This window comes from Pseudomonas sp. 43mfcvi1.1, assembly GCF_900115935.1.
GTDB lineage: Bacteria > Pseudomonadota > Gammaproteobacteria > Pseudomonadales > Pseudomonadaceae > Aquipseudomonas > Aquipseudomonas bijieensis.
Genome location: NZ_UETT01000016.1, coordinates 157,066 through 179,609, shown reverse-complemented (window position 1 = coordinate 179,609; position 22,544 = coordinate 157,066). Strand labels below are relative to the sequence as shown.

Annotated in this window: 20 protein-coding genes; 9 read left to right on the top strand and 11 right to left on the bottom strand. The window is 61.5% G+C overall.

The window, feature by feature from the left end; translation table 11 throughout:
* On the bottom strand, nt 1-572 hold a 572-nt coding region (locus tag DTP52_RS26190; protein WP_146206885.1), incomplete at its 3' end, for an OprD family outer membrane porin.
* A gap of 674 nt (nt 573-1,246) precedes the next feature.
* On the opposite strand from DTP52_RS26190, the gene DTP52_RS26185 reads away from it, so the two are divergent.
* Complete coding sequence (locus DTP52_RS26185; RefSeq protein WP_109755948.1) at nt 1,247-1,597, top strand: DUF6124 family protein; 351 nt, start codon at nt 1,247-1,249, stop codon at nt 1,595-1,597.
* Nucleotides 1,598-1,808: 211 nt separating this feature from the next.
* On the opposite strand, the gene adeC is transcribed toward DTP52_RS26185, so the two are convergent.
* The 3 genes from adeC to DTP52_RS26165 are packed head-to-tail and all read right to left on the bottom strand — an operon-like array spanning nt 1,809 to nt 7,588.
* The gene (gene adeC, locus DTP52_RS26175) at nt 1,809-3,266 is read right to left on the bottom strand and encodes an AdeC/AdeK/OprM family multidrug efflux complex outer membrane factor (protein WP_109755947.1); all 1,458 of its coding nucleotides are present in this window, start codon (nt 3,264-3,266) and stop codon (nt 1,809-1,811) included.
* Nucleotides 3,263-6,427 carry an efflux RND transporter permease subunit EmhB gene (gene emhB, locus DTP52_RS26170; RefSeq protein ID WP_109755946.1) on the bottom strand — a complete coding sequence of 1,055 codons (3,165 nt, stop codon included), beginning with the start codon at nt 6,425-6,427 and terminating at the stop codon, nt 3,263-3,265. Before emhB ends, adeC begins: the two co-directional genes overlap by 4 nt.
* 3 nt (nt 6,428-6,430) lie before the next feature.
* Nucleotides 6,431-7,588 carry an efflux RND transporter periplasmic adaptor subunit gene (locus DTP52_RS26165; RefSeq protein WP_109755945.1) on the bottom strand — a complete coding sequence of 386 codons (1,158 nt, stop codon included), beginning with the start codon at nt 7,586-7,588 and terminating at the stop codon, nt 6,431-6,433.
* A 268-nt stretch (nt 7,589-7,856) separates the two neighbouring features.
* On the opposite strand from DTP52_RS26165, the gene DTP52_RS26160 reads away from it, so the two are divergent.
* Nucleotides 7,857-8,489: a TetR family transcriptional regulator gene (locus DTP52_RS26160; protein WP_109755944.1), complete on the top strand. Its 633-nt coding sequence runs from the start codon at nt 7,857-7,859 to the stop codon at nt 8,487-8,489.
* A 212-nt stretch (nt 8,490-8,701) separates the two neighbouring features.
* Here DTP52_RS26160 and DTP52_RS26155 read toward each other — a convergent pair whose 3' ends face one another.
* From DTP52_RS26155 to DTP52_RS26140, 4 genes are all read right to left on the bottom strand, one after another.
* The gene (locus DTP52_RS26155; protein ID WP_109755943.1) at nt 8,702-9,328 is read right to left on the bottom strand and encodes a hypothetical protein; all 627 of its coding nucleotides are present in this window, start codon (nt 9,326-9,328) and stop codon (nt 8,702-8,704) included.
* 170 nt (nt 9,329-9,498) lie between these two features.
* Nucleotides 9,499-10,548 carry an alkene reductase gene (locus DTP52_RS26150; protein WP_109755942.1) on the bottom strand — a complete coding sequence of 350 codons (1,050 nt, stop codon included), beginning with the start codon at nt 10,546-10,548 and terminating at the stop codon, nt 9,499-9,501.
* Between the two features lie 33 nt (nt 10,549-10,581).
* Nucleotides 10,582-11,748 carry an MFS transporter gene (locus DTP52_RS26145; RefSeq protein WP_109755941.1) on the bottom strand — a complete coding sequence of 389 codons (1,167 nt, stop codon included), beginning with the start codon at nt 11,746-11,748 and terminating at the stop codon, nt 10,582-10,584.
* Nucleotides 11,749-11,765: 17 nt separating this feature from the next.
* Nucleotides 11,766-12,068 carry a helix-turn-helix transcriptional regulator gene (locus tag DTP52_RS26140; RefSeq protein WP_053119236.1) on the bottom strand — a complete coding sequence of 101 codons (303 nt, stop codon included), beginning with the start codon at nt 12,066-12,068 and terminating at the stop codon, nt 11,766-11,768.
* 156 nt (nt 12,069-12,224) lie between these two features.
* Here DTP52_RS26140 and DTP52_RS26135 point away from each other — a divergent pair, with 156 nt between their 5' ends.
* Entirely contained in the window at nt 12,225-12,809 is a 585-nt protein-coding gene (locus DTP52_RS26135) for an ACP phosphodiesterase (protein WP_109755940.1), read from the top strand.
* Between the two features lie 247 nt (nt 12,810-13,056).
* Here the strand turns inward: DTP52_RS26135 and DTP52_RS26125 are convergent, their stop codons facing one another.
* Both DTP52_RS26125 and olsB read right to left on the bottom strand, forming a co-directional pair.
* Nucleotides 13,057-13,848, bottom strand: coding sequence for a lysophospholipid acyltransferase family protein (locus tag DTP52_RS26125; protein ID WP_109755938.1), 792 nt, complete (start codon nt 13,846-13,848; stop codon nt 13,057-13,059).
* Complete coding sequence (gene olsB, locus DTP52_RS26120; protein WP_109755937.1) at nt 13,848-14,603, bottom strand: L-ornithine N(alpha)-acyltransferase; 756 nt, start codon at nt 14,601-14,603, stop codon at nt 13,848-13,850. The genes DTP52_RS26125 and olsB overlap by 1 nt, the downstream gene beginning before the upstream one ends.
* 144 nt (nt 14,604-14,747) lie before the next feature.
* On the opposite strand from olsB, the gene DTP52_RS26115 reads away from it, so the two are divergent.
* From DTP52_RS26115 to DTP52_RS26095, 5 genes are all read left to right on the top strand, one after another.
* Complete coding sequence (locus DTP52_RS26115) at nt 14,748-15,632, top strand: acyl-CoA dehydrogenase (RefSeq protein WP_109755936.1); 885 nt, start codon at nt 14,748-14,750, stop codon at nt 15,630-15,632.
* A 174-nt stretch (nt 15,633-15,806) separates the two neighbouring features.
* Nucleotides 15,807-16,901 carry a serine hydrolase gene (locus DTP52_RS26110; RefSeq protein ID WP_109755935.1) on the top strand — a complete coding sequence of 365 codons (1,095 nt, stop codon included), beginning with the start codon at nt 15,807-15,809 and terminating at the stop codon, nt 16,899-16,901.
* A complete protein-coding gene (locus DTP52_RS26105) occupies nt 16,898-17,209 on the top strand; it encodes an amidase (RefSeq protein WP_109755934.1) in 312 nt (103 codons plus the stop codon). Before DTP52_RS26110 ends, DTP52_RS26105 begins: the two co-directional genes overlap by 4 nt.
* Nucleotides 17,210-17,430: 221 nt before the next feature.
* Nucleotides 17,431-18,021 carry a YceI family protein gene (locus DTP52_RS26100; RefSeq protein WP_109755933.1) on the top strand — a complete coding sequence of 197 codons (591 nt, stop codon included), beginning with the start codon at nt 17,431-17,433 and terminating at the stop codon, nt 18,019-18,021.
* Between the two features lies 1 nt (nt 18,022).
* Nucleotides 18,023-19,180: a phosphatidylserine/phosphatidylglycerophosphate/cardiolipin synthase family protein gene (locus tag DTP52_RS26095; protein ID WP_109755932.1), complete on the top strand. Its 1,158-nt coding sequence runs from the start codon at nt 18,023-18,025 to the stop codon at nt 19,178-19,180.
* A gap of 125 nt (nt 19,181-19,305) precedes the next feature.
* On the opposite strand, the gene bglX is transcribed toward DTP52_RS26095, so the two are convergent.
* Nucleotides 19,306-21,597: a beta-glucosidase BglX gene (bglX, locus tag DTP52_RS26090; protein ID WP_109755931.1), complete on the bottom strand. Its 2,292-nt coding sequence runs from the start codon at nt 21,595-21,597 to the stop codon at nt 19,306-19,308.
* A 249-nt stretch (nt 21,598-21,846) separates the two neighbouring features.
* Here bglX and DTP52_RS26085 point away from each other — a divergent pair, with 249 nt between their 5' ends.
* Nucleotides 21,847-22,455 carry a LemA family protein gene (locus tag DTP52_RS26085; protein WP_109755930.1) on the top strand — a complete coding sequence of 203 codons (609 nt, stop codon included), beginning with the start codon at nt 21,847-21,849 and terminating at the stop codon, nt 22,453-22,455.
* Nucleotides 22,456-22,544: the final 89 nt, after the last annotated feature.

Here is a 22,544-nt window from a genome sequence, read left to right as displayed (position 1 = left end):
ATGTCTTCCATGCTCGCGTCGTTGCGCGGGCTGTTGGCGCGGAACTGGCCGCCGTAGAGGGTCAAACCGCTGATTTCGGTGGAGGTCACCTGGCCGCCACGGAAGGTTTGCGGCAGGGAGCGGCCGTCGTCGGAGCGCAGGATTGGCAGCACTGGCATCCATTCGCCGACCTTCAGTTCGGTCTTCGACACCTTGGCCTTGAGAGCCACGCCCAGGCGACCGAAGTCATCGGCAGGACGGCCGTCATCGTGCACCGGCAGCAACTGGGTGCCCGCCGTGCCACGGCCGCCGTCGAGCTTGAGCGAGTACGTGCCCAGCACATCCACGCCAAAACCGACCACGCCCTGGGTGAAACCGGACTTGGCGTCGAGGATGAAACTCTGCGTCCATTCCTCGGCTTTGCCTTGGGCATTGTTCGGGTTGGTGAAGTTGCGGTTGAAGTAGAAGTTGCGCAGGTTCAGCGTGGCCTTGGCATCTTCGACAAACCCCGATTCTGCGGCCAGGACGGGCAGGGCGGTAGTGGTCAGGGCTACGGCAATGAGGCTGGGGAAAAAGTGCTGTGTGGGTTTCATGGCGTGTCTCTGATTTTTATGGGCAAAACGGGTCGTTGCCGCAACCTTGGGTTGCAGACGGTGTGGTGTAACTTGGGTGTTTAGGCGATCGAGGGATCAGCCGGGTGAGGCGGGGCGTAGGGGCATGGCGTCGAACCTGTTGTTATTGGTTTTGTGCGAGGGATGGTGAAGGGCTGCCTGGGATCGCTTCAATTGGCGTTTGCGGGTTTTGGGCGATTATCGAACAGCAAAAAAGGGCCGATTGGCTGGATGAAGAACCTGTGGGAGCGAGCCTGCTCGCGAATACGGCGGTACATCCAACACTGATGCAGGCTGATCCACCGCTATCGCGAGCAGGCTCGCTCCCACAGGGATTTGCGGTGGCCGCAAATTCATAGGTCGCCACTGACCCAATGTGGGAGCGGGCTTGCTCGCGAATACGGAGGTACATCCAACGCTGATGCAGTCTGGTCTACCGCCATCGCGAGCAGGCTCGTTCCCACAGAATTCGTGGTCGGTCTGACAGACGCGGTGACTTTTCCGACGAGGTTTTAAGGTTGCTGCTCGGAAGCGGCATCTCTAGCTTGTTCATGTCGCTGCCAATTCAGCGACCGGGACTGCAAGCCCGCCGAATTCGTTAGGCGCCAGCGCCCGGACCCAACGTCTCGGGCTCCAATTGATGCAGGAGCGCCGTTATGAACAAACACCATCCTTCTTCGCCATCAGAGAGCACCTTCCCCTACAACGACCCCGATCCAGAAAAGCTCCAAGAGGCCGCAGACCGAGCACTCGATTACCATCTGGGCACCCACCCTGATCCCAAACCCAAAACCTCAACTCAAGTTTTCACCGTCATCGATACCCTCGACACCGAGTGCCTACTAGCAAATCTCAGCGAAACCCTGGCCTCGGCCAGTGCGATGGTCAACGACCTGGCGTTCGACCTGAAAGGCTCTCGGCGGCATGTCGCGCTCGGCGTGGTGCAGATGATTGACTTGAGTGAGTTGTTGGCCAATCGAGCGCTGGATCTCGTCGACCCGCGTTAACCAAGTGTGGCGAGGGGATTTAGCGAAGCGTCGCATCGCCCCGCTGGGCTGTGGGAGCAAAGCTTGCTCGCGAAACAGGCGCCTCGGTTCCTGAAAGACCGCATCGCCTCCATCGCGGGCAAGCCTTGCTCCCACATAGGCCAGCGTTAAAGCGCACACAAACAAAAAGCCCACCTTTCGGTGGGCTTCATGTTCAGCGTTCAAACATCAATCAGAACAGCTTCATCTTCGGCGCTTCTTCTTTCACCGGTTCGTTCTTGCCCGTCTCGGCGTTCCAGCCACCGCCCAGTGCCTTGTACAAATTGACCTCGCTGGTCAGTTGCGCCAGGCGGTCGGTGATCAGCGATTGTTGCGCGCTGAACAGTTGGCGTTGGGCGTCGAGGAAGGTCAGGTTGCTGTCGACACCAATGCGGTAGCGCCGCTCGGCCAGGCGGTAGTAGTCCTGGTTGGAAGCAACGTAGGCGGTCTGGGCCTGCAACTGTTCGTTGTAGGTCCGGCGTGCGGCCAAGCCATCGGAGACTTCCTGGAACCCCGTCTGAATGGCCTTCTCGTAATTGGCAACGTTGATGTCTTTCTGGATCTTCGCGTAATCCAGGCTCGCCCGCAGGCTGCCGGCGTTGAAGATCGGCAGGTTGATTTGCGGAGCGAAGGTCCAGGTGCCCGAACCGCCCTTGAACAAGCCGGACAGGTCCGGGCTCAAGGTGCCGGCGTTGGCCGTCAGGCTGATGCTCGGGAAGAACGCGGCCCGCGCGGCGCCGATGTTGGCATTGGCAGCCAGCAGGTTACGTTCGGCCTGGAGAATGTCCGGACGACGTTGCAGCAAGTCCGACGGCAACCCGGGCGGCACTTCGCTGAGCAGGTCATCGCTCAGCGGTTGCGTGTTCAGGTTGGCCGGCAGGCCGGTGCCCAGCAGCAGGGTCAGGCTGTTTTCGTCCTGGGCGACCTGGCGGGTGTAGCGCGCCAGTTGCACGCGGGCATTTTCTACCGCGGTGCGTGCCTGGCTCAGGTCCAGGGCCGAGGCCACGCCGACTTCGGCGCTGCGTGAGGTCAGCTTGAAGCTTTGCTCGTAGGCCCCGAGGGTTTCCTGGGTCAGCTTGAGCAGTTCCTTGTCGGCCTGCCAGGTCAGGTAGGCATTGGCGACGTTGGCCACCAGGCTGATCTGGGTGCTGCGACGGGCTTCTTCGGTGGCGAAGTAGCTCTGCAGCGCTTGCTCGCTCAGGCTGCGAACCCGGCCGAACAGGTCCAGCTCGTAGGCGCTGATGCCCAGGGTGGCCGAGTAGGAGCTGCTGATGGCCGCTTCACCAGTTTGCGAGGCCCGTGCCGGCACGCGCTGGCGACTGGCGGAACCGGTGGCCGAGACCGCCGGGAACAGGTCTGCGCGCTGGATGCGATATTGCGCGGCATAGGCATCGATGTTCAGCGCCGCGACACGCAGGTCGCGGTTGTTTTCCAGGGCAACCTGGATCAGCTGTTGCAACGCCGGGTCATGGAAAAACTGTTTCCAGCCTTGCTCGGCGGCGGCCTGGCCGGGCGCATTGGCCGAGTCGTAGGCCAGCCCTTGCGGGTATTGCGCCGCGACCGGTGCTTCGGGCCGCTGATAGTCGGGGATCAGCGAGCAACCGCTGAGCACGACGGCGGCGATGGTCAGGGAGAGTAGCGACTTGCTCATTGGCCAGCCTCTTTGGAAGTTTCAGGAGTGTCGTGCCCATCGGTATTTTTGCGACGGCCTATCGACGACACGGTCACGAAGAACAGTGGCACCCAGAAGATTGCCAGGATGGTCGCGGTGAGCATACCGCCAATCACGCCGGTACCGATGGCGTGCTGGCTGCCTGAACCGGCGCCAGTGGAAATCGCCAGCGGAACCACGCCGAGGACGAACGCCAGGGACGTCATGATGATCGGTCTCAGACGCATCCTACAGGCTTCAATGGCGGCCTCCACCAAGGTTCGGCCCTGTTCATGGAGCTCCTTGGCGAACTCTACAATCAGAATGGCGTTTTTCGCCGCCAAACCGATGGTTGTCAGCAAGCCCACCTGGAAGTACACGTCGTTGGACAGGCCACGCAGGCTGGTCGCCATCAAGGCACCGATGATCCCCAGTGGCACCACGAGCATGACCGCGATCGGAATCGACCAGCTTTCATACAGTGCCGCCAGGCACAGGAAGACCATCAGCAGCGACAGGGCGTACAGCGCTGGCGCCTGGGAGCCCGACAGACGTTCCTCGTAGGACAGGCCCGTCCAGGAAATACCGACACCGGCCGGCAGCTTCTTGGCGATGGCCTCAACCTCGGCCATGGCTTCACCGGTGGAGTATCCAGGCGCCGGGGTGCCGAGGATTTCCATGGCTTCCACGCCGTTGTAACGGGCCAGTTTCGGCGAGCCGTAGACCCACTCACCCTTGGCGAACGCAGTGAACGGCACCATGGTTCCGGCGCTGTTGCGCACGTACCACTTCTTCAGGTCTTCGGGACTCATGCGCGCATTCGGCTGGCCCTGGACGTACACCCGTTTCACTCGACCACGGTCGATGAAGTCGTTCACATAGCTACTGCCCAAGGCAATCGACAGGGTGTTGTTGATTTCCGAAAGGGTAATGCCCAGGGCACTGGCCTTCTCGTCATCGATTTCCAACTGGTATTGCGGTTCATCGTTCAGACCGTTCGGACGCACCTGGGCCAGTATCTTGCTCTGGGACGCCATGCCCAGGAACTGGTTGCGGGCTTCCATCAGCTTGTCGTGGCCGATACCGGCACGGTCCTGCAGGAACACGTCGAAACCGGTGGCGTTACCCAGTTCCATCACCGCTGGCGGTGCGAAGGCGAACACCATCGCGTCGCGGAAGGTGAAGAAGTGTTGCTGGGCCCGACCGGCGATCTTGAACACGCTGTTGTCAGCGTTACGTTCTTCCCACGGCTTGAGCATGATGAACGCCAGGCCGGAGCTCTGGCCACGACCGGCAAAGTTGAAGCCGGTCACGGTGAACACCGAGGCCACGCCATCGCCTTCGCCGCCGTCCTTGCTGGGTCGCAGCAGGAACTCACGCATCTTGTCCACCACCACCTGGGTACGTTCGGCGCTGGAACCCGCCGGTGTCTGTACCTGGGCAAACAATACGCCCTGGTCTTCTTCCGGCAGGAACGCCGTCGGGATGCGGGTGAACAGCCAGACCATGCCAACCACGATGATGATATAGGCCAGCAGATACGGGGCCTTGTGCTTGAGCATGTTGCCCACGCCCCGTTCGTAGCTCCTGACACCACGGTCGAAGGTGCGGTTGAACCAGCCGAAGAAGCCGCGTTTCGGTGTGCCGTGCTCACCCTTGGGGATTGGCTTGAGCATGGTGGCGCACAGGGCCGGCGTAAAGATCAATGCCACCATGACCGACAGGGCCATGGCCGAAACGATGGTGATGGAGAACTGCTTGTAGATCACACCGGTGGAGCCGCCGAAGAATGCCATCGGCAGCAGTACCGCCGAGAGCACCAGGGCGATGCCCACCAGGGCGCCCTGGATCTGGCCCATGGATTTCTTGGTGGCTTCCTTGGGCGACAGGCCTTCTTCGCTCATCACCCGTTCGACGTTTTCCACCACGACGATGGCGTCGTCCACCAGCAAGCCGATGGCCAGCACCATGCCGAACATGGTCAGGGTGTTGATGCTGAAGCCGAACGCCGCGAGGATCCCGAAGGTGCCCAGCAGTACCACCGGCACGGTCATCGTGGTGATGATGGTGGCGCGGAAGTTTTGCAGGAACAGGAACATCACCAGGAACACCAGGGCGACCGCCTCGACCAGGGTTTCAACCACACCTTTGATCGATTCGCTCACTACCGGGGTGGTGTCGTAGGGGAACACTACTTCCAGGCCTTGGGGGAAGAACGGCTTGAGGTCGTCGACGGTCTTGCGCAGGGCCTTGGCGGTATCGAGGGCGTTGGCGCCAGTTGCCAGCCGCACGGCCAGGCCGGAGGCCGGAGCGCCGTTGAACTGGGCATTGATGCTGTAGTTCTCGCCACCCAGGGCGACATCGGCCACATCGCCGACACGCACTTGCGAGCCGTCCGGGTTGACCTTGAGCAGGATCGCCTTGAACTGCTCGGCGGTCTGCAGGCGGGTCTTGCCGATGATGGTGGCGTTCAGTTGTTGGCCGGGCATGGCCGGCAGGCCGCCGAGCTGGCCGGACGCGATCTGGACGTTCTGCGCGGAAATGGCCGTGCTCACATCCACCGGGGTCAGGTTGAAGTTGTTCAGCTTGGCCGGGTCGAGCCAGATCCGCATCGCGTATTGGGCGCCGAAGACCTGGAAGTCACCGACACCAGCGGTGCGCGAGATCGGGTCCTGCATGTTGGAGACGATGTAGTTGGACAAGTCTTCCCGAGTCATGCTGCCGTCGCGCGACACCACGCCGATCACCATCAGGAAGTTTCTCACTGACTTGGTCACGCGGATGCCCTGTTGCTGCACTTCTTGCGGCAGCAGCGGGGTGGCCAGGTTCAGTTTGTTCTGGACCTGGACCTGCGCGGTATCGGAGTTGGTGCCTTGCTCGAAGGTGGCCGTGATGGTCATGCTGCCATCGGAGTTACTTTCCGAGGACACATAACGCAGGTTGTCGATGCCGTTGAGCTGCTGCTCGATCACCTGTACCACGGTGTCCTGCACGGTTTGCGCGGACGCGCCCGGGTAGGTCACTTGGATCGCGATGGCCGGCGGTGCAATGCTCGGGTACTGGTTGATCGGCAACTTGAGGATCGAGAGAGCCCCGACCAGCATGATCACCAGGGCGATCACCCAGGCGAAAATCGGACGGTCGATAAAGAATTTCGACATGGTTTACTCCCCTTTGCCGCCGGCGGCTTTATCAGCTGCCTGTGCGGGGACCGGGTTCTTGGTGCCAACGTTGGTGGCTTCGGTGGCTTTGACTTCCACGCCAGGGCGTACGAACTGCAACCCTTCGGTGATCAGGCGATCGCCGGCCTTGAGCCCGTCTTCGATCAGCCATTGGCTGCCGACGGTGCGGCTGGCCTTGAGCTGACGCAGTTCGACCTTGTTGTCAGCGCCAACGACCAGGGCGGTCGGCGTACCCTTCAGGTCGCGGGTCACGCCTTGCTGTGGTGCCAGGATCGCCGCGCTGTTCACACCAGCTTGCAATTGCGCGTGGACGAACATGCCCGGCAACAGGGTGTGGTCAGGGTTGGGGAACACGGCGCGCAAGGTCACGGAACCGGTGGTCTGGTCGACCGACACTTCGGAGAACTCCAGCTTGCCTTCGTGTGGATACAGGCTGCCGTCTTCCAGGGTCAGTTTGACCATGGCGGCGTTTTCGCCGGCCTTTTGCAAGCGGCCGCTTTCCAGTTCGCGGCGAAGTTGCAGCAGTTCGACCGAGCTCTGCGTCACGTCGACATAGATCGGGTCCAGTTGCTGGATGGTCGCCAGCGCGTCGGCCTGGCCGTTGCTCACCAATGCTCCCTCGGTGACCGAGGAGCGGCCGATGCGACCGGAAATCGGTGCATAGACCTTGGTGTAGCGCACGTTGATCTGGGCAGTCTGCAGGTTGGCCTCCGACTCCAGGCGATTGGCCACGGCGGTGTCGTATTCCTGACGGCTCACCGCCTGTTCATCCACCAGTTGCTTGTAGCGGTCGGCAATCGACTTGGTGGAGCGCAGGTTGGCCTCGGCGCTCTTGAGGGTCGCTTCATAGACGGCCGGGTCGATCTGATACAGCTGCTGGCCGGCCTTGACGTCAGCGCCTTCTTTGAACAGGCGCTTGAGGATGATGCCGTTGACCTGTGGGCGAACTTCGGCGACACGGAATGCGCTGGTGCGCCCCGGAAGCTCCGAGGTCAGGGTGAAGGGCTGGGTCTTGAGGGTTACGACGCCGACCTGAGGAGGGGGAGGAGCGGGTGCAGCCTCTTCCTTTTTGCATCCGCTGAGCAGCGATGCCAGGGCGATGGCAGTGACCAGAGCAGTAACAGCTGGCTTGAATTGCATGGAAATCCTCGGGTCCAGGCGCGTAACTGGCGCACTCGAAAGGTGGAAGGGTAAAAAAGGAGCATTTTTTCAATTAGTAGGATGCTAAGAAATATACTTACGTACACGGTTGTTTGTAAACAGCCAGATTGCGTAACATCCGGATTTACAAAAGCCTGACAAAGGCCAGCGTAGATCGGGGACGCGTTCCAAAGAGACGTCGCCTCATATTTTGTTCAGCTGATTCTTACGCATTGCTGACCGCATCCTGATTGAGGTGTTTACTGCCATGGTCCGTCGTACCAAAGAGGAAGCCCAGGAGACTCGCAGCCAGATCCTCGAAGCGGCCGAAAAGGCCTTTTTCGAGCGTGGCGTGGCGCGTACGACCCTGGCCGACATCGCGACACTGGCGGGTGTGACGCGGGGTGCCATCTATTGGCATTTCAGTAACAAGGCAGACCTGCTCCAGGCCATGCTCGACACCCTGCACGAGCCGCTCGACGAGTTGGCCCGTGCCAGTGAGAGTGAAGAGGAGCTTGATCCGCTGGGCTGTATTCGCAAACTGCTGGTCCAGTTGTTCCAGCAGGTGGCCCTGGACCCGAAAACCCGCCGCATTAATGAGATTCTGTTCCATAAGTGTGAATTCACCGATGAAATGTGCGATCTGCGCCAGCAGCGGCGCGAGGTCAGCCTCGACTGCAATGTGCGTATTGCGTTGTCGTTACGCAACGCGATGAAACGCGGCCAGTTGCCGGATGATCTGGACCCTGAAAGGGCCGCAGTCGCCATTCATGCCTACATCGATGGCATTTTGTACCAGTGGCTGCTGGCCCCCGACAGCTTCGCCCTGGCGGGTGAGGCCGAGCGCTGGGTGGAGATCGGGCTGGACATGCTGCGCCTGAGCCCCAGCCTGCGCAAATGAAACAAAATGCGTAATTGCGTCGGTTTGTGTCAATACGAGCGCGTAAGGATGCTTTTATAAACCGACACTGGCGCGGTTGATAGGCAATCGGCGGCGAATTTTGTAGGAAATTTGTTTCGCGCGGCTGGAATGTGCAGGAAGAATCCGCTTGGCAGGGGCATCGACCGGATCGGCCGATGCCCCGCCAGACTGCCTTGGCGAGGTCGAATTGTTCAGCTCAGCGTGAGTTCCACAGTAAAACCATAGGGCTCTTCACTTGCTGTGCGGGTGATTCGAGTCGTGCATTGGATCGGGCTTGTTCCAATAGAAGTCAGTGTGTGGGTCCGGACGGGTGTCAGTGTCGGTGAAATAACACCGAAAGACGTATTGACCCGCAAACCGAAGTCAAAGCGAAAGCCAAATTCTTTATCGCCGAACACAATGAAGTGTTTGAACATGTCCTTATTGCGACTGCCCAAGCGCCGAGTATAAGCGAGGTCGAACTTCAGGGCCTGGATGTCCCAGGGAAAAATCGGTGTGAGGTGTTGCTCGTCCGCATTCAACTGCAAGTTGTGTTCGCCGATTTCAAAATCCAAGTCGGTGTGGTTGATCAACTTTACGACGAGACGGGTGCGGCCTGGGTTGACGCGCTCCTGTTCCCAGGCTTGAACCTGCTGGTTGACCTTGTCATTGAGGTTGGCTTTCTCTATCAGCGCCGTGAGCATCGACCTATATTCTTGCGTATCGAGTGATTCGAGAAATTGATACAACACTGACAACGGTGCCCAGCTAAATTGAGAGGCGATGAGTTCATAAATGCCATTGTCGGTCTGTTGGCTGTTTTCCGGGGTAGCGTTCATTTGAAATCCTTTTCAAAGAGAGTGACTGCAAGTGGCAAGACGTTGTGTCTTGTTATTGGCGATAATATGGGCAGTTAGATGGGGTTTAGAAGTTTGGATATTTGACTTGATATTTAGCGCAAATAAAAAAGCCCTGGCTCTTTCGAGGCAGGGCTTTTGTTTTTTATGATTTACATCATTGGATAATCGATGTAACCCATCGGACCTTTACCATAGAAGGTCTCCGGATGCGCTTCGTTCAGCGGTGCATCGGCTTTCAAGCGCGCCGGCAGGTCCGGGTTGGCAATGAACGGCACACCGAAGGCGACGGCATCGGCCTTGCCCTCGGCCAGCCAGGCGTTGGCGCTGTCCTTGGTGAAACGTTCGTTGGCAATGTACGGGCCGCCGAAAGCTTGCTTGAGTTGTGGGCCAATGCTGTCTTCGCCTTCCTTCTCGCGAGAGCAGATGAAGGCAATGCCACGCTTGCCCAGTTCGCGAGCCACGTAGCTGAAGGTCTCCAGACGGTTCTCGTCGCCCATGTCATGGGAGTCGGCGCGTGGCGCCAGGTGCACGCCCACCCGGCCGGCGCCCCAGACTTCGATGGCCGCGTCGGTCACTTCCAGCAGCAGGCGGGCACGGTTTTCCAGGGAGCCGCCGTAGTTGTCGGTGCGCTGGTTGGTGCTGCTTTGCAGGAACTGGTCGAGCAGATAGCCGTTGGCGCCGTGGATTTCCACGCCGTCGAAACCGGCGGCCTTGGCGTTCTCGGCACCGACACGATAAGCGTCGACGATGTCGGCGATCTCAGCGGTTTCCAGCGCGCGCGGCGTTGGGTAGTCGGCCAGGGGGCGGACCAGGCTCACGTGGCCCTTGGGCTGGATCGCGCTAGGCGCCACCGGGGTTTCGCCGTTCAGGTACGACGGGTGGGAGATCCGGCCCACGTGCCACAGTTGCAGGAAGATCTTGCCGCCGGCGCCGTGGATCGCCTTGGTGACGTTGGCCCAGCCGCGCACCTGGTCGTTGGACCAGATGCCCGGGGTGTCCGGGTAGCCCACGCCCATCGGGGTGACGGAGGTCGCTTCGCTGAGGATCAGGCCAGCGGAGGCACGTTGCACGTAGTACTCGGCCATCAACGCGTTAGGCACGCGACCTGCGTCGGCGCGGCAGCGGGTGAGCGGGGCCATGATGATGCGGTTCTTCAACTCGATGTCGCCGAGTTTGATGGGGTCGAAAATAGTCGCCATGGAATACAACCTCGAAAGTGGAAGGATTAAAAGTCAGTGAGTTGCCGGGGCCAGGTCGGCATTGCCGCCCTGGCGGAAAGTGATCAGGGTGATCAGCAGCGCCAACACAGCCAGCGCGCCGGCGGCCAGGGGCACGGAGGTCAGCCCCAGGCCGTGGTCGATGACGCTGCCGCCAACCCAGGCGCCCAGGGCGTTGCCGATGTTGAAGGCGCCGATGTTCAAGGTGGACACCAGGTTGGGCGCGGCTTTGCCGAAGGTCACCACGTTGACTTGCAGGGCCGGCACGGCGGCGAAGCAGGCGGTGGCCCAGAGGAACAGGGTGATTTCGCTGGGGATCAGCGCCACGCTGGTCCAGCTCAGCACGGTGGACACCACGGCCATGGTGATGAAGACGCCCATCAGCGTGTTCGCCAGGCTCTTGTCCGCCAGCTTGCCGCCGATGATGTTGCCCAGGGTCAGGCCCAGGCCGATCAGCACCAGGGTCCAGGTCACGCCACGGGGCGACACGCCGGTGACTTCGCCCAGCAGCGGGGCGACGTAGGTGAACAGGGTGAACACCGAGGCGGAGAACAGCGCGGTCATGCTCAGGGACAGCCACAGGCCGGCCCCCTTGAGCGCCACCAGTTCCGAGCGCATGTCGAGTTTTTCTTCATCGCGCTTGGCCGGCAGGAAGCGAATCAGGCCGATCAGCGCCACCACGCCAATGACAGTCACCGCCCAGAAAGTCGAACGCCAGCCGGCTTCCTGGCCCAGTGCGGTGCCCAGCGGCACGCCGAGTACGTTGGCCAGGGTCAGACCGGTGAACATCAGGGCCACGGCCGAGGCGCGCTTGTTGGGTGCCACCAGGCCGGCGGCCACTACCGAACCAATGCCGAAGAACGCGCCGTGGCACAGGGCGGTGACGACCCGGGCGAACATCAGCACGTTGTAGTCGCTGGCAATCGCGCAAAGCAGGTTACCGATGATGAAGATCCCCATCAACACCACCAGGGCGGCCTTGCGCGGCAGCCGCGCGGTGGCCAGGGCCATGAACGGTGCACCGATGGCCACGCCCAGGGCGTAGCCGGTGACCAGCCAGCCGGCGCCAGGAATCGACACGCCCAGGTCGGCCGCGACATCGGGCAACAGGCCCATGATGACGAACTCGGTGGTGCCGATGGCGAAGGCGCTCAGGGCCAGGATGAGAAGTGAGAGGGGCATGATGGGTCCTTGTCAGGTCAGAGCTCTTGGCTCATTTGCTTGAGGAACTGCTGGATCACTTCCTCGTTGCGTTTGAAGAAGTGCCATTGACCGACCTTCTGGCTGGTGATCAGCCCCGCCCGTTGCAATACCGCCAAGTGCGCAGACACCGTGGATTGCGACAGGCCGCAACGCTGGTCGATCTGCCCGGCGCAAATGCCGAACTCGTGGTTGTGCAACTGGTCGGGGAACTGGACCTTGGGGTCCTTGAGCCAGTTGAGGATGTCTCGCCGTACTGGGTGCGCCAGGGCTTTTATTATTTCGTCGAGGTCGAGGGTCATGGTGGCAAGCTCGGTATGGGTAAAACGCTATATCGCGATGGAGCGAACCTTAAATCGTTATTTCGCGATACACCAATATGGATTTGATCTGAATACCGAACAAATCGCTATATCGGGTTATAACGATATGGGCGCGGGGGTGCTAAGCTGCGGGCCATGAACTATCTCGCGCACCTGCATCTCGGCGGCCCTGGCCGGGAACAACTGCTCGGCAGCCTCTACGGCGATTTCGTCAAAGGGCCGCTGCAAGGGCTCTACGATCCACGGATCGAAGCGGCGATTGCCCTGCATCGGCGCATCGACATGTACACCGACCGCCATCCCTTGGTGGATATTGCCCTGTCGCGTTTTTCCACGGTGCGCAGGCGGTATGCCGGGATCGTGCTCGATGTGTTTTTCGATCACTGCCTGGCCCGGGACTGGACGTTGTACGGCGAAGGGCCGCTGCTGGACTTCACGGCCCGGGTGTACCAGGTACTCAATACCGAACCGCAGCTACCAGGGCGCTTGGCGCACATCGCGCCGCATATGGCGGCGGATGACTGGCTGGGGTCTTACCGGGAGTTCGAGGTGCTTGGGCAGGTACTGCGCGGGATTTCCCGGCGTCTGTCCCGGCCGGAGGAACTGGCGGGTGCGATGGAAGAGTTGATCAGGCTCTATGAGCCGTTGAGCGAGGATTTCCGGTTGTTCTACCCACAGCTTCAGGATTTTGCTCAAAACCAAGTCACACCGCAGGACTAATTGTGGGAGCGAGCCTGCTCGCGATGGCGTTGGTCCAGTTAACATCTCTGCTGAATGTTATGCCGCTATCGCGAGCAGGCTCGCTCCCACACAGGACTTTTGCCAGGCCGAATCTCATGGCCGCCGCAGATCAAATGTGGGAGCGAGCCTGCTCGCGATGTGTTGGTACAGTCAACATCTCTGCTGAATGTTAAGCCGCTATCGCGAGCAAGCCCGCTCCCACAAGGGATTTCCACAGGTTCTCGGATCAGGCCGCAATGGCAGGTCGCATCGGGGCTTGCTGCTTCTCCGGGATCGCCCCGAACAACGCCTTGTGCACCGCCTGTTGCGCCTGGAACGCCAGCGCCGCACGCTCCTGGCCGTGGCAGGCGATGGGTTGCAGCAGATGGATGTGCACCTCGCCCCGATCATTGGCGAACAGGCGCATCAGGTGCGACAGCAAATCATCATCGCCAATGAACGGTGCCAACGCGTCAGGTTCACCGTTACGCACATAGCGGATCGCCACAGGCTGCAAGGCGACATCGGCATCGATGGCCGCCGACAACAAGCGACCGTGGAAGGTGCGCAGGGAGCGACCATCGGTGGTGGTGCCTTCCGGGAACATCAGCAGCGGATGGGCCTGTTCCAGATGGCGGCTCATTTGCTTGCGGATCAATTGGCTGTCACCCGAACCGCGTCGGATAAACAGGCTGCCGGCCTTGGCGGCCAGCCATCCGGCAACCGGCCAGGTGCGCACTTCGGCCTTGGACAGAAATGACATCGGTGTGAGCATGCCCAGCAACGGGATGTCGGTCCAGGACACATGGTTACTGACCCACAGCATCGGCCGTTGTGGCAGTTCGCCGTGGACCGTCACGCAAAAGGGCAGGGCATGGCTCAGTCGCGCCATGAAGAACCTTGACCAACGCTGGCGACGGACCATGGAGTTGGCAATCCCCAGGCGCTCGAACAGGCCGAACACGCTGGCCATGCTCAGGCCCAGGGTCACCACCAGCAAGACTCGCGCGATACGCGCGTACACCCGCAACCGGCTCATTACACCGCTGCCTTGAAGTGGCGGGCGTAGCGCGGGCAGAGTTCGTCGCGCTTGAGCAGGATGAACACGTCGGCCACCTGGAAATCCTCGTCCCAGCATGGCTCGCCGCAAATCTTCGCGCCCAGGCGCATATAGGCCTTGAGCAGCGGCGGCATCTCGGCAATGACGTTGGACGGTACGTCCAGGCTCGGCAGCGGTTTTTTCGGTACGGCTTGCAGGTGCTCGGTGCACAGGTAGCGTTCGCGCAGGCGCTGCATGATCGCCTGGGCCTGGACGCCACCATCCTGCATCGGAATGCTCGCGCAACCCATCAGGTAGCTGTAGCCGCCTTCGTTCAGGACCTCGGCCAGTTCGCCCCACAGTACGGCGATGGTGCCGCCGTTGCGGTAGGCCGGGTCGACGCAGGTACGGCCGATTTCCAGGATCGGGCCCTTGAGATGGACCAGGCCGTGGAGGCTGAATTCTTCTTCGCTGTAGAACCGGCCCAGGCTGCTGGCGGCCTGGTGGTCGAGCAGGCGAGTGGTCGCCACGAGGCGACCGGTGTTCAGGTCGCGTACGCCGATGTGGGCGCAGTGAACATCATAGTCATCCATGTCCAGACCCTTTTCCGCGCCTTTGAGCTTGGCGTTGAATTCGCCACTGAAGACGTTGAAGCGCAGGGCCTGGGCTTCTTGCAAGGCGTGGGCGCCGATCAGGCGTTCGGCTTGCAGGCGGCGTTCATTGCCGGTGTCGCTGATGCGGGCGATCTGGGTCATAGCGAATCTCCGTGCGGGCTGTTCAGTTGCAGCCTGTCGACTTTCTTTATGCAGCCATGTTGTGCAAAGTCAGGCTATGTAGCCCCGGTGTCATCGCCATGAAGCTTTGGTGATGCTTATATGACAGCCCTCAAGGAGTCCCCCATGCCCTGGCACACTCTGATCGAACGCGGCGAGCGCCTGCCTGCCCATCCGGACCTGGCCGAAGGTTATGCGACCTTGTTGCAACGCCTGGGGCCGGTGACGCCGTTCGAACTGGCCGTGGCCGGGGCGCGGTTGATGGCGACACCGGGGCTGGCGTTCCTGGTGGGGTACCAGGCGGCGCTGCGGGTGCTTTGGCCCAGCGCGCCCCAGAGCCTCGGCGCCTTGTGCGCCACCGAACAACGCAGCTTGCGCCCGGCGGACATGCAGACCCGCCTCAGTGATTTGCGCCTGAGCGGGCGCAAGGATTTCGTCACCGCCGGCGACGCCGCCGAGTGGTTGCTGATTGCCGCCCGCTGCGAAGCGCCCGGTGAAACGCCGCGACTGAACCTGGCGGTGGTCTATCCCGGTGAGCCTGGCGTGACCCTGGAAAAACTCCCGGCCATTGCCCTGATGCCGGACGTCAGCCATGGCCGCGTCCTGCTCGATGGCGCGCTGTGCGAGTTGCTGGCAGGCGACGGTTGGGATGCCTACGTCAAGCCGTTCCGCACCCTGGAAGACCTTTATGTGCTCAGCGCGATGACCGCCTGGTTGTATGGCGTCGGACAAGAGTGTGCCTGGCCCCAGGCGTTGCAATTGCGCCTGCTGGGGCTGCTGGCCGGTTGCGCGGAGGTGAGCCGTCACAACCCTTCGAGTGCTGCCGGGCATGTGCTGCTGGGTGGGTTGTTCGCCCAGTTTGACGGGCTCGCTGGCGAGCTGAAGGACGCACTGGCCGCCGGGCCTGCAACGTGGTGCGAGATGTGGACGCGGGATAAGGCAGTGATGGAGATGGCAGCGGGCGCGCGGGCCAAGCGGTTGGCCAAGGCTCTGGAATATTCATTGGCTTGACGAGCCTCATCGCGGGCAAGCCTTGCTCCCACAGGTTCAGTGTTAAATGACAGTCTGTCGTAGACCTGTGGGAGCAAGGCTTGCCCGCGATGGCGTCGGTACTGTCGGCACAAACATCCAAACTGTCATCAAGCCTGCCTAAGCTCATCAGGTTCAATCCTGCGAGCCCCAAGCATGTCCAAAGGCTGGTTCCTGATCCCACTCCTGTTGCTCACCTTGGGCGCTCACGCCGAAGATTGGCCCAGCGAGCAGTGGCCAACCGCTCCGACCCCTACCGGGCCGGCCATCGAAGCCTTGGAGCAATATGCCTTCCCACCCCGGGACGACGTCACCCGCCGAGGCATCCGCACCGACGCGCTGCTGGTGATCCGGGACGGTCGGCTGGTCTACGAACGCTACGCCGGGCCAACCACTGCCCAGACCCCGCACCTGACCTGGTCCATCAGCAAAAGCCTGCTGGCGACGGTGTTCGGCGTCGCCTACGGGGAAAAGCGCTTTGCCCTGGATGATCCGGCAGCCAAGTACTACCCGCCCCTGAGCCGGCACCCGGGGCTGACCCTGGCCGATCTTTTCCATTGGGCCTCGGGCCTGGACTGGCAGGAAGACTACGAATACGCGCCACTCAACTCCTCGGTGGTGGCAATGCTGTATACCCGTGGACGGCGCGACATGGCGGGATTCACCGCGGAGCATGAAAGCGCCGGTCCGCCAGGCCAGGTGTTCCGTTATTCCAGCGGCGACAGCAACCTGCTGGCTGGCGCGTTGAAAAACATCGTCGGCCCGGCGCGCTACTCCGACTACCCCTGGACGGCTTTGTTCGACCCCCTGGGCATCCGCCATGCCACCTGGGAAACCGATGCCAGCGGCACCTTCGTGGGATCGTCCTACGCCTACCTCACGGCGCGGGACTTGGCGCGTGTCGGGTTGTTGATGCAGCGGGACGGCCGCTGGGGCCAACGGCAACTGATCCCCAGGGAGTGGGTCGCGTTCAATCGTGAACCTTTCGTCCACTTCCAGGCCGGCCAGGACGAGGCCGTGCCCGGCGGGCATTGGTGGCTCAACCGCGCTGTCGACCCGGCAATCCACCCCTGGCCCGACGCGCCGCCGGACACCTTCGCCGCGCTGGGCCATTGGGGCCAGGCGCTGTACATCATCCCCAGCGCCAAACTGGTGATCGTGCGTTACGGCGACGACCGCGACGGTAGCTATCGCCATAACGAACTGCTCAAGCGCGCCATGGCGGCGTTCGCCGCAAAGGTGCAGCCATGAAGCGCAAAATCTTGCTTAGCCTGCTGTCGGTGCTGCTCATTGCCTTGTTCGGTTGGGTCTGGCTCGAGCGGGTGGCGTTGCGGGCCTTTCCCGACATCATCAGTGCCTACACCGCCAAGGAATATTGCTCGTGCCGCTATGTGATGCAGCAACCGGCCGAGTATTGCCGGGGGTATGTGAAGCAGTCAGTGCCCACCAGCGATTTTCTCGAAACCGTTGAAGCCAAGCGCGTCACCGTCAGTGGATTGGGGCGCAGCAACAGTGCGCAATGGCTGGGGAAGCGGCAGGGGTGTCGGTTGGAACTCTGAGCTAACTTTTGGGTGCAAGGTCTGACGCCGTTCCTATTGTGGGAGCAAGGCTTGCCCGCGATGGCGATTCCTAAAACGCCATCGCGGGCAAGCCTTGCTCCCACAAACGAATCCCTTTACCACAGGTTCTGTGTGTTCTTGCAGTTATTGAAACAGACAGTTTGCAAGTGCCCTCGGCCCGGTTAAGGTTCGCCACAGGTTTATGTGCCCTGCGAGTGTGTATGTTCAAGCGGTTTTTCCCTCACGCTGTCGCCAGCTTGCTGCTGGCCTGCGTAGCGCTGCCGGCCCAGGCCGACTGGTACCTGGACGGCGAGTCTTCGCGGCTGTCGTTTATCAGCAGCAAAAATGGCAATGTCTCCGAGGTCCAGCGTTTCCTGGTACTTCACGGCCAAGTGCAGCCCAACGGCCTGGCCCGCCTGGAAGTGGAGCTGGAATCCGTCAACAGCGGCATCCCCCTGCGCGATGAGCGCATGCGCGCCGAGCTGTTCGAGATCAAGCAATTTGCCGAAGCCACCATCACCGCACAAATCGACCTGATGCCGATCCAGGACCTGGCCAGCGGCGCGCAGTTGGAGTTGCGCCTGCCGCTGACGGTGAACCTGCACGGCAAACAGCACGAGTACCCTGTCGAACTGCTGGCCACGCGCCTGGACGAACGCCGCTTCCAAGTGGTGACCCTGGAACCGGTGGTGCTCAACGCGGCGGATTTCGATCTGGCGCCGGGGCTGGAAAAACTGCGAAACCTGGCCGGGTTGTCGGCCATCAGCCTCTCGGTGCCGGTGAATGCGGTGCTGATTTTCACGGCGCGCTGACATGAGCGGCCCGGTATTCCCCTGGCGTGAAGGCAATCGCTTCGAGCTGTTGATCGACGGCCCGCAGTTCTTCCCGCGCATGCTGGTGGAAATCGCCCGTGCCCAGGAGCAGGTCGAGCTGGAGCTGTACCTGGTGGAAGCGGGCGCTTGCGCCGAAGCGATGGTCCAGGCTCTGGTCCAGGCCGCCGAACGTGGCGTTCGCGTGCGTTGCCTGTTCGATGACTACGGCAGCCTGGCGTTTACCCTGGCCCTGCGCAAGCGCCTGACCGAGGCCGGAGTGGAGTTGCGTTTCTACAATCGGCTGAGCTGGCGCCGTTGGGTGCGCAACCTCTACCGGGATCACCGCAAGCTGCTGTTGGTGGACCAGCGCCTGGCCGTGGTCGGTGGCACCGGAGTGACCGATGAATTCTGGAACCCCCTCGACGACCGCAGTGAGTGGCACGAAGTGATGGTGGAAATCGTCGGTCCGCTGGTGCTCGACTGGCAATTGCTGTTTGACCGCCAGTGGCTCGCCAACCGTCATCGGAGAGCCTGGAAACCGGCGTCCAACTTCGGCTTGCCGCGCCTGCCGCGCGTTCCTCCGGTGGGCGAGGGCATGGGGCGTGTGGCGTATGCCGACGCCCGCCAGCATCGCGACATCCTGCAATCGCTGTCCCGGGCACTGAACAGCGGCCAGAAACGCATCTGGATGGCGACGCCGTATTTCTTGCCGACCTGGAACGTGCGCCGTTCCTTGCGCAAGGCCGCCTCCCGGGGTATCGACGTGCGCCTGCTGCTGACCGGCCCGCGTACCGATCACCCATCCGTGCGCTACGCCGGGCATCGTTATTACCCACGATTGCTCAAGGCCGGCGTACAGATCTTCGAATACCAGCCGTGTTTCCTGCACCTGAAGATGGTGTTGGTGGACGACTGGGTCAGCATCGGCTCCTGCAATTTCGATCACTGGAACCTGCGTTTCAATCTGGAAGCCAACCTCGAAGCCTTGGATTCCAGGCTCAGTGGCGCAGTGGCGGCCAGTTTCGAACGGGACTTCGCCCAGAGCCTGCAGGTCAGCCTCGACGCCTGGCAGCGCCGGCCGCTGTGGAAGCGGTTCAAGCAGCGGGTGTGGGGGTTGGTGGATCGGGTGGTGGTGAATCTGTTGGATCGGCGGGGGTAAGGTTCACCGAAGACCCATGTGGGAGCGAGCCTGCTCGCGATAACGACCTGACAGTCAGTGATGCTGTGACTGATAGGCCCTCATCGCGAGCAGGCTCGCTCCCACAGGGTTTTGCAGTTATTGGGTCAGAGCAACTCAAAACTCTGCTGCTTCACGTCCTGGGAGTCCAGGCCGATCTGCACGTTGAACTTGCCCGGCTCAGCCGCGTACTTGAGCTGGGCATTGAAGAACTTCAAGTCGTCTTCGGTGATGGTGAAGTGGATGACTTTCTTCTCGCCGGCCTTGAGCATCACCTTGCGGAAGTTCTTCAGCTCCTTCACCGGGCGGATGATCGAGCCGGTCACGTCCTGGATGTACAGCTGCACCACGGTTTCGCCGTCACGCTTGCCGGTGTTTTCCAGGGTTACGCTGGCGTCGAGCTTGCCGGTCTTGTTCAGCGTGGTGGATGACAGGGCCATGTCCGACAGGCTGAATTCGGTGTAGCTCAGGCCATAGCCGAACGGATAGAGCGGGCCGGTGGTGTCATCGAAATATTGCGAGGTGTAGTTGCCCGGCTTGCCCGGCGTGAACGGCCGGCCGATGCTCAGGTGGTTGTAGTAGGTCGGAATCTGCCCCACCGAACGAGGGAAGGTAATCGGCAGCTTGCCCGACGGGTTGTAGTCGCCGAACAGCACGTCGGCGATGGCGTTGCCGCCTTCGGTGCCGCTGAACCAGGTTTCCAGGATCGCATCGGCCTGCTGTTTTTCTTCCAGCAACGACAGCGGACGGCCATTCATCAGCACCAGTACCAGCGGCTTGCCGGTGGCCTTCAGGGCCTTGATCAATTCGCGTTGGCTGGCCGGGATGTTCAGTTCGGTACGGCTCGACGACTCATGGGACATGCCGCGGGACTCACCCACGGCGGCCACCACCACATCGGCATCCTTGGCGGCTTTTACCGCTTCGTCGATCAGCACCTGGGCCGGGCGCGGGTCGTCCACCACTTCCGGGGCATCGAAGTTGAGGAAGTTCAGGTAGTCGAGCACCTTCTTGTCGCTGGTGATGTTGGCGCCACGGGCATAGATCAGCTTCGACTCAGCACCCAGGGCGCGAGTCATGCCATCGAACAGGGTGACCGATTGCGCAGGACGCCCGGCGGCGGCCCAACTGCCCATCATGTCGATCGGTGCCTTGGCCAGCGGGCCGACCAGGGCGATTTTCGCCGTCTTCTTCAGGGGCAGGGTCTGGTTGCGGTTTTCCAGCAGGACCAGGCTGCGGCGCGCCACGTCACGGGCATCGGAGCGGTGCATGCGGCTTTCGGCGTAGGTGTCGGCCGGGTCATCCTCGGCCTTGCCGATGCGCAGGTACGGGTCCTTGAACAGACCCATGTCGTATTTGGCCGCGAGCACTTCCCGTACCGCGTTGTCGATGTCGCTCTGCTCGATCTCACCGGCCTTGAGCAGCCCCGGTAGCTCCTTGCCGTAGAGCGAGTCGTTCATGCTCATGTCGATGCCAGCCTTTATCGCCAGCTTCGCCGCTTCGCGACCGTCCTTGGCGACGCCGTGCTTGATCAATTCGAAGATGGCGCCGTGGTCACTGACCGCCAGGCCCTTGAAGCCCCACTCCTTGCGCAGCAGGTCGTGCATCAGCCAGGTATTGGCGGTGGCGGGCACGCCGTTGATGGAGTTCAGCGCGACCATCACCCCGCCAGCTCCGGCGTCGATGGCGGCACGATAGGGGGGCAAGTAGTCCTGGTACATTTTCACCGGGCTCATGTCCACGGTGTTGTAGTCCCGACCGCCTTCCACCGCGCCGTACAAGGCGAAGTGCTTGACGCTGGCCATGATGCTGTCGGCCGCGTTGGCGCCGTTGCCCTGGAACGCCTTGACCATCACCCCGGCGATGCGCGACACCAGGTAGGTGTCCTCGCCGAAACCTTCGGACGTCCGGCCCCAGCGCGGGTCGCGGGAAATGTCGACCATCGGCGCGAAGGTAATGTCCAGGCTGTCGGCCGCCGCTTCCTGGGCGGCGATGCGGCCGGAGTGGTAAATGGCGTCCATGTCCCAGCTCGAGGCCAGGGCCAGGGGGATCGGGAAAATGGTGCGGTGGCCGTGGATCACGTCGTAGGCGAAGAACATCGGGATCTTCAACCGGCTGCGCATGGCCGCGTCCTGCATCGGACGGTTTTCATCGCGAGTGATGGAGTTGAACGTGCCACCGATATTGCCGGCGGCGATTTCCTTGCGGATCATCTCCCGAGGCATTTCCGGGCCGATGCTGATCAGGCGCAACTGGCCGATCTTCTCTTCGAGGGTCATTTGCTTCATCAGGTTACTGATGAACGCGTCCTTGTTCTCTATGGGGGCTGGCAGGTTGTCGGCAAATACGGATTGACTGGCCAGACTGACAAACAGGCCCAGCAAACACAGCTTCTTCATGAATAGTTTTCTCGCAAGCCTAAAGGGCGGGGATCACGCCACGCCGGTCAGCCAAAATGTGAGGAGCGGCTATTGTTGTTCAGTTAAATGCAGCACACTTTCGAACCCATTGGGCTGAACTTAGTTTCGCACTGCGCATCTTTTAGCCCATCGACCCGATTCAATCCAGTGCGGCGCAGATTATGCCCCAGACGCCAGTGAGATAGGTGCCGGGTTTTTCCAATGTCATGCCAGGGAGCGCTTCATCCCATGAATCCACGACTGAACCACCTTCGCAGCCTGCCGATGCTGGCCTTGATGCTGCTCACCACGCTGCTGGCCGGTTGCGGCATCAATAACATCCCGACCCTGGACGAACAGGCCAAGGCCGCCTGGGGCCAAGTGCAGAACCAGTACCAGCGCCGCGCCGACCTGATCCCCAACCTGGTGGAAACCGTCAAGGGCTATGCCCAGCACGAACAGGACACCCTGACCGCGGTGGTTGAGGCGCGGGCCAAGGCCACGTCGATCCAGGTGGACGCCAGCACCTTGGACAACCCGGAAAAGCTCAAGCAGTTCCAGCAGGCCCAGGACCAGTTGAGCGGTGCGTTGAGCCGGCTGATGGTGGTGGTCGAGCGTTATCCGGACCTCAAGGCCAACCAGAACTTTCTGGCCCTGCAATCGCAGCTCGAAGGCACCGAGAACCGCATCGCCGTGGCCCGCCGCGACTTTATCCTGGCGGTGCAGAAGTACAACACCGAGATCCGCACGTTCCCGGGACGCCTGTGGCACAGCGTGATGTACAGCGACTTGCCGATCCGCGAAACCTTCGAGGCGACCAGCCCCAATGCCGAGAAAGCGCCTGAGGTGAAGTTCTGAAAAAACTGTGGGAGCGAGCCTGTGGGAGCAAAGCTTGCTCGCGATGAACGATAACGCGGTCATTAGAAAGACCGAGGTGCCTTCGTCGC

What these genes read in the sequence shown, in the direction of transcription:
- DTP52_RS26185 (WP_109755948.1), top strand. Translation starts at nt 1,247, where the DNA reads ATGAACAAACACCATCCTTCTTCGCCATCAGAGAGCACCTTCCCCTAC.
- adeC (WP_109755947.1), bottom strand. Translation starts at nt 3,266, where the DNA reads ATGAGCAAGTCGCTACTCTCCCTGACCATCGCCGCCGTCGTGCTCAGC.
- emhB (WP_109755946.1), bottom strand. Translation starts at nt 6,427, where the DNA reads ATGTCGAAATTCTTTATCGACCGTCCGATTTTCGCCTGGGTGATCGCC.
- DTP52_RS26165 (WP_109755945.1), bottom strand. Translation starts at nt 7,588, where the DNA reads ATGCAATTCAAGCCAGCTGTTACTGCTCTGGTCACTGCCATCGCCCTG.
- DTP52_RS26160 (WP_109755944.1), top strand. Translation starts at nt 7,857, where the DNA reads ATGGTCCGTCGTACCAAAGAGGAAGCCCAGGAGACTCGCAGCCAGATC.
- DTP52_RS26155 (WP_109755943.1), bottom strand. Translation starts at nt 9,328, where the DNA reads ATGAACGCTACCCCGGAAAACAGCCAACAGACCGACAATGGCATTTAT.
- DTP52_RS26150 (WP_109755942.1), bottom strand. Translation starts at nt 10,548, where the DNA reads ATGGCGACTATTTTCGACCCCATCAAACTCGGCGACATCGAGTTGAAG.
- DTP52_RS26145 (WP_109755941.1), bottom strand. Translation starts at nt 11,748, where the DNA reads ATGCCCCTCTCACTTCTCATCCTGGCCCTGAGCGCCTTCGCCATCGGC.
- DTP52_RS26140 (WP_053119236.1), bottom strand. Translation starts at nt 12,068, where the DNA reads ATGACCCTCGACCTCGACGAAATAATAAAAGCCCTGGCGCACCCAGTA.
- DTP52_RS26135 (WP_109755940.1), top strand. Translation starts at nt 12,225, where the DNA reads ATGAACTATCTCGCGCACCTGCATCTCGGCGGCCCTGGCCGGGAACAA.
- DTP52_RS26125 (WP_109755938.1), bottom strand. Translation starts at nt 13,848, where the DNA reads ATGAGCCGGTTGCGGGTGTACGCGCGTATCGCGCGAGTCTTGCTGGTG.
- olsB (WP_109755937.1), bottom strand. Translation starts at nt 14,603, where the DNA reads ATGACCCAGATCGCCCGCATCAGCGACACCGGCAATGAACGCCGCCTG.
- DTP52_RS26115 (WP_109755936.1), top strand. Translation starts at nt 14,748, where the DNA reads ATGCCCTGGCACACTCTGATCGAACGCGGCGAGCGCCTGCCTGCCCAT.
- DTP52_RS26110 (WP_109755935.1), top strand. Translation starts at nt 15,807, where the DNA reads ATGTCCAAAGGCTGGTTCCTGATCCCACTCCTGTTGCTCACCTTGGGC.
- DTP52_RS26105 (WP_109755934.1), top strand. Translation starts at nt 16,898, where the DNA reads ATGAAGCGCAAAATCTTGCTTAGCCTGCTGTCGGTGCTGCTCATTGCC.
- DTP52_RS26100 (WP_109755933.1), top strand. Translation starts at nt 17,431, where the DNA reads ATGTTCAAGCGGTTTTTCCCTCACGCTGTCGCCAGCTTGCTGCTGGCC.
- DTP52_RS26095 (WP_109755932.1), top strand. Translation starts at nt 18,023, where the DNA reads ATGAGCGGCCCGGTATTCCCCTGGCGTGAAGGCAATCGCTTCGAGCTG.
- bglX (WP_109755931.1), bottom strand. Translation starts at nt 21,597, where the DNA reads ATGAAGAAGCTGTGTTTGCTGGGCCTGTTTGTCAGTCTGGCCAGTCAA.
- DTP52_RS26085 (WP_109755930.1), top strand. Translation starts at nt 21,847, where the DNA reads ATGAATCCACGACTGAACCACCTTCGCAGCCTGCCGATGCTGGCCTTG.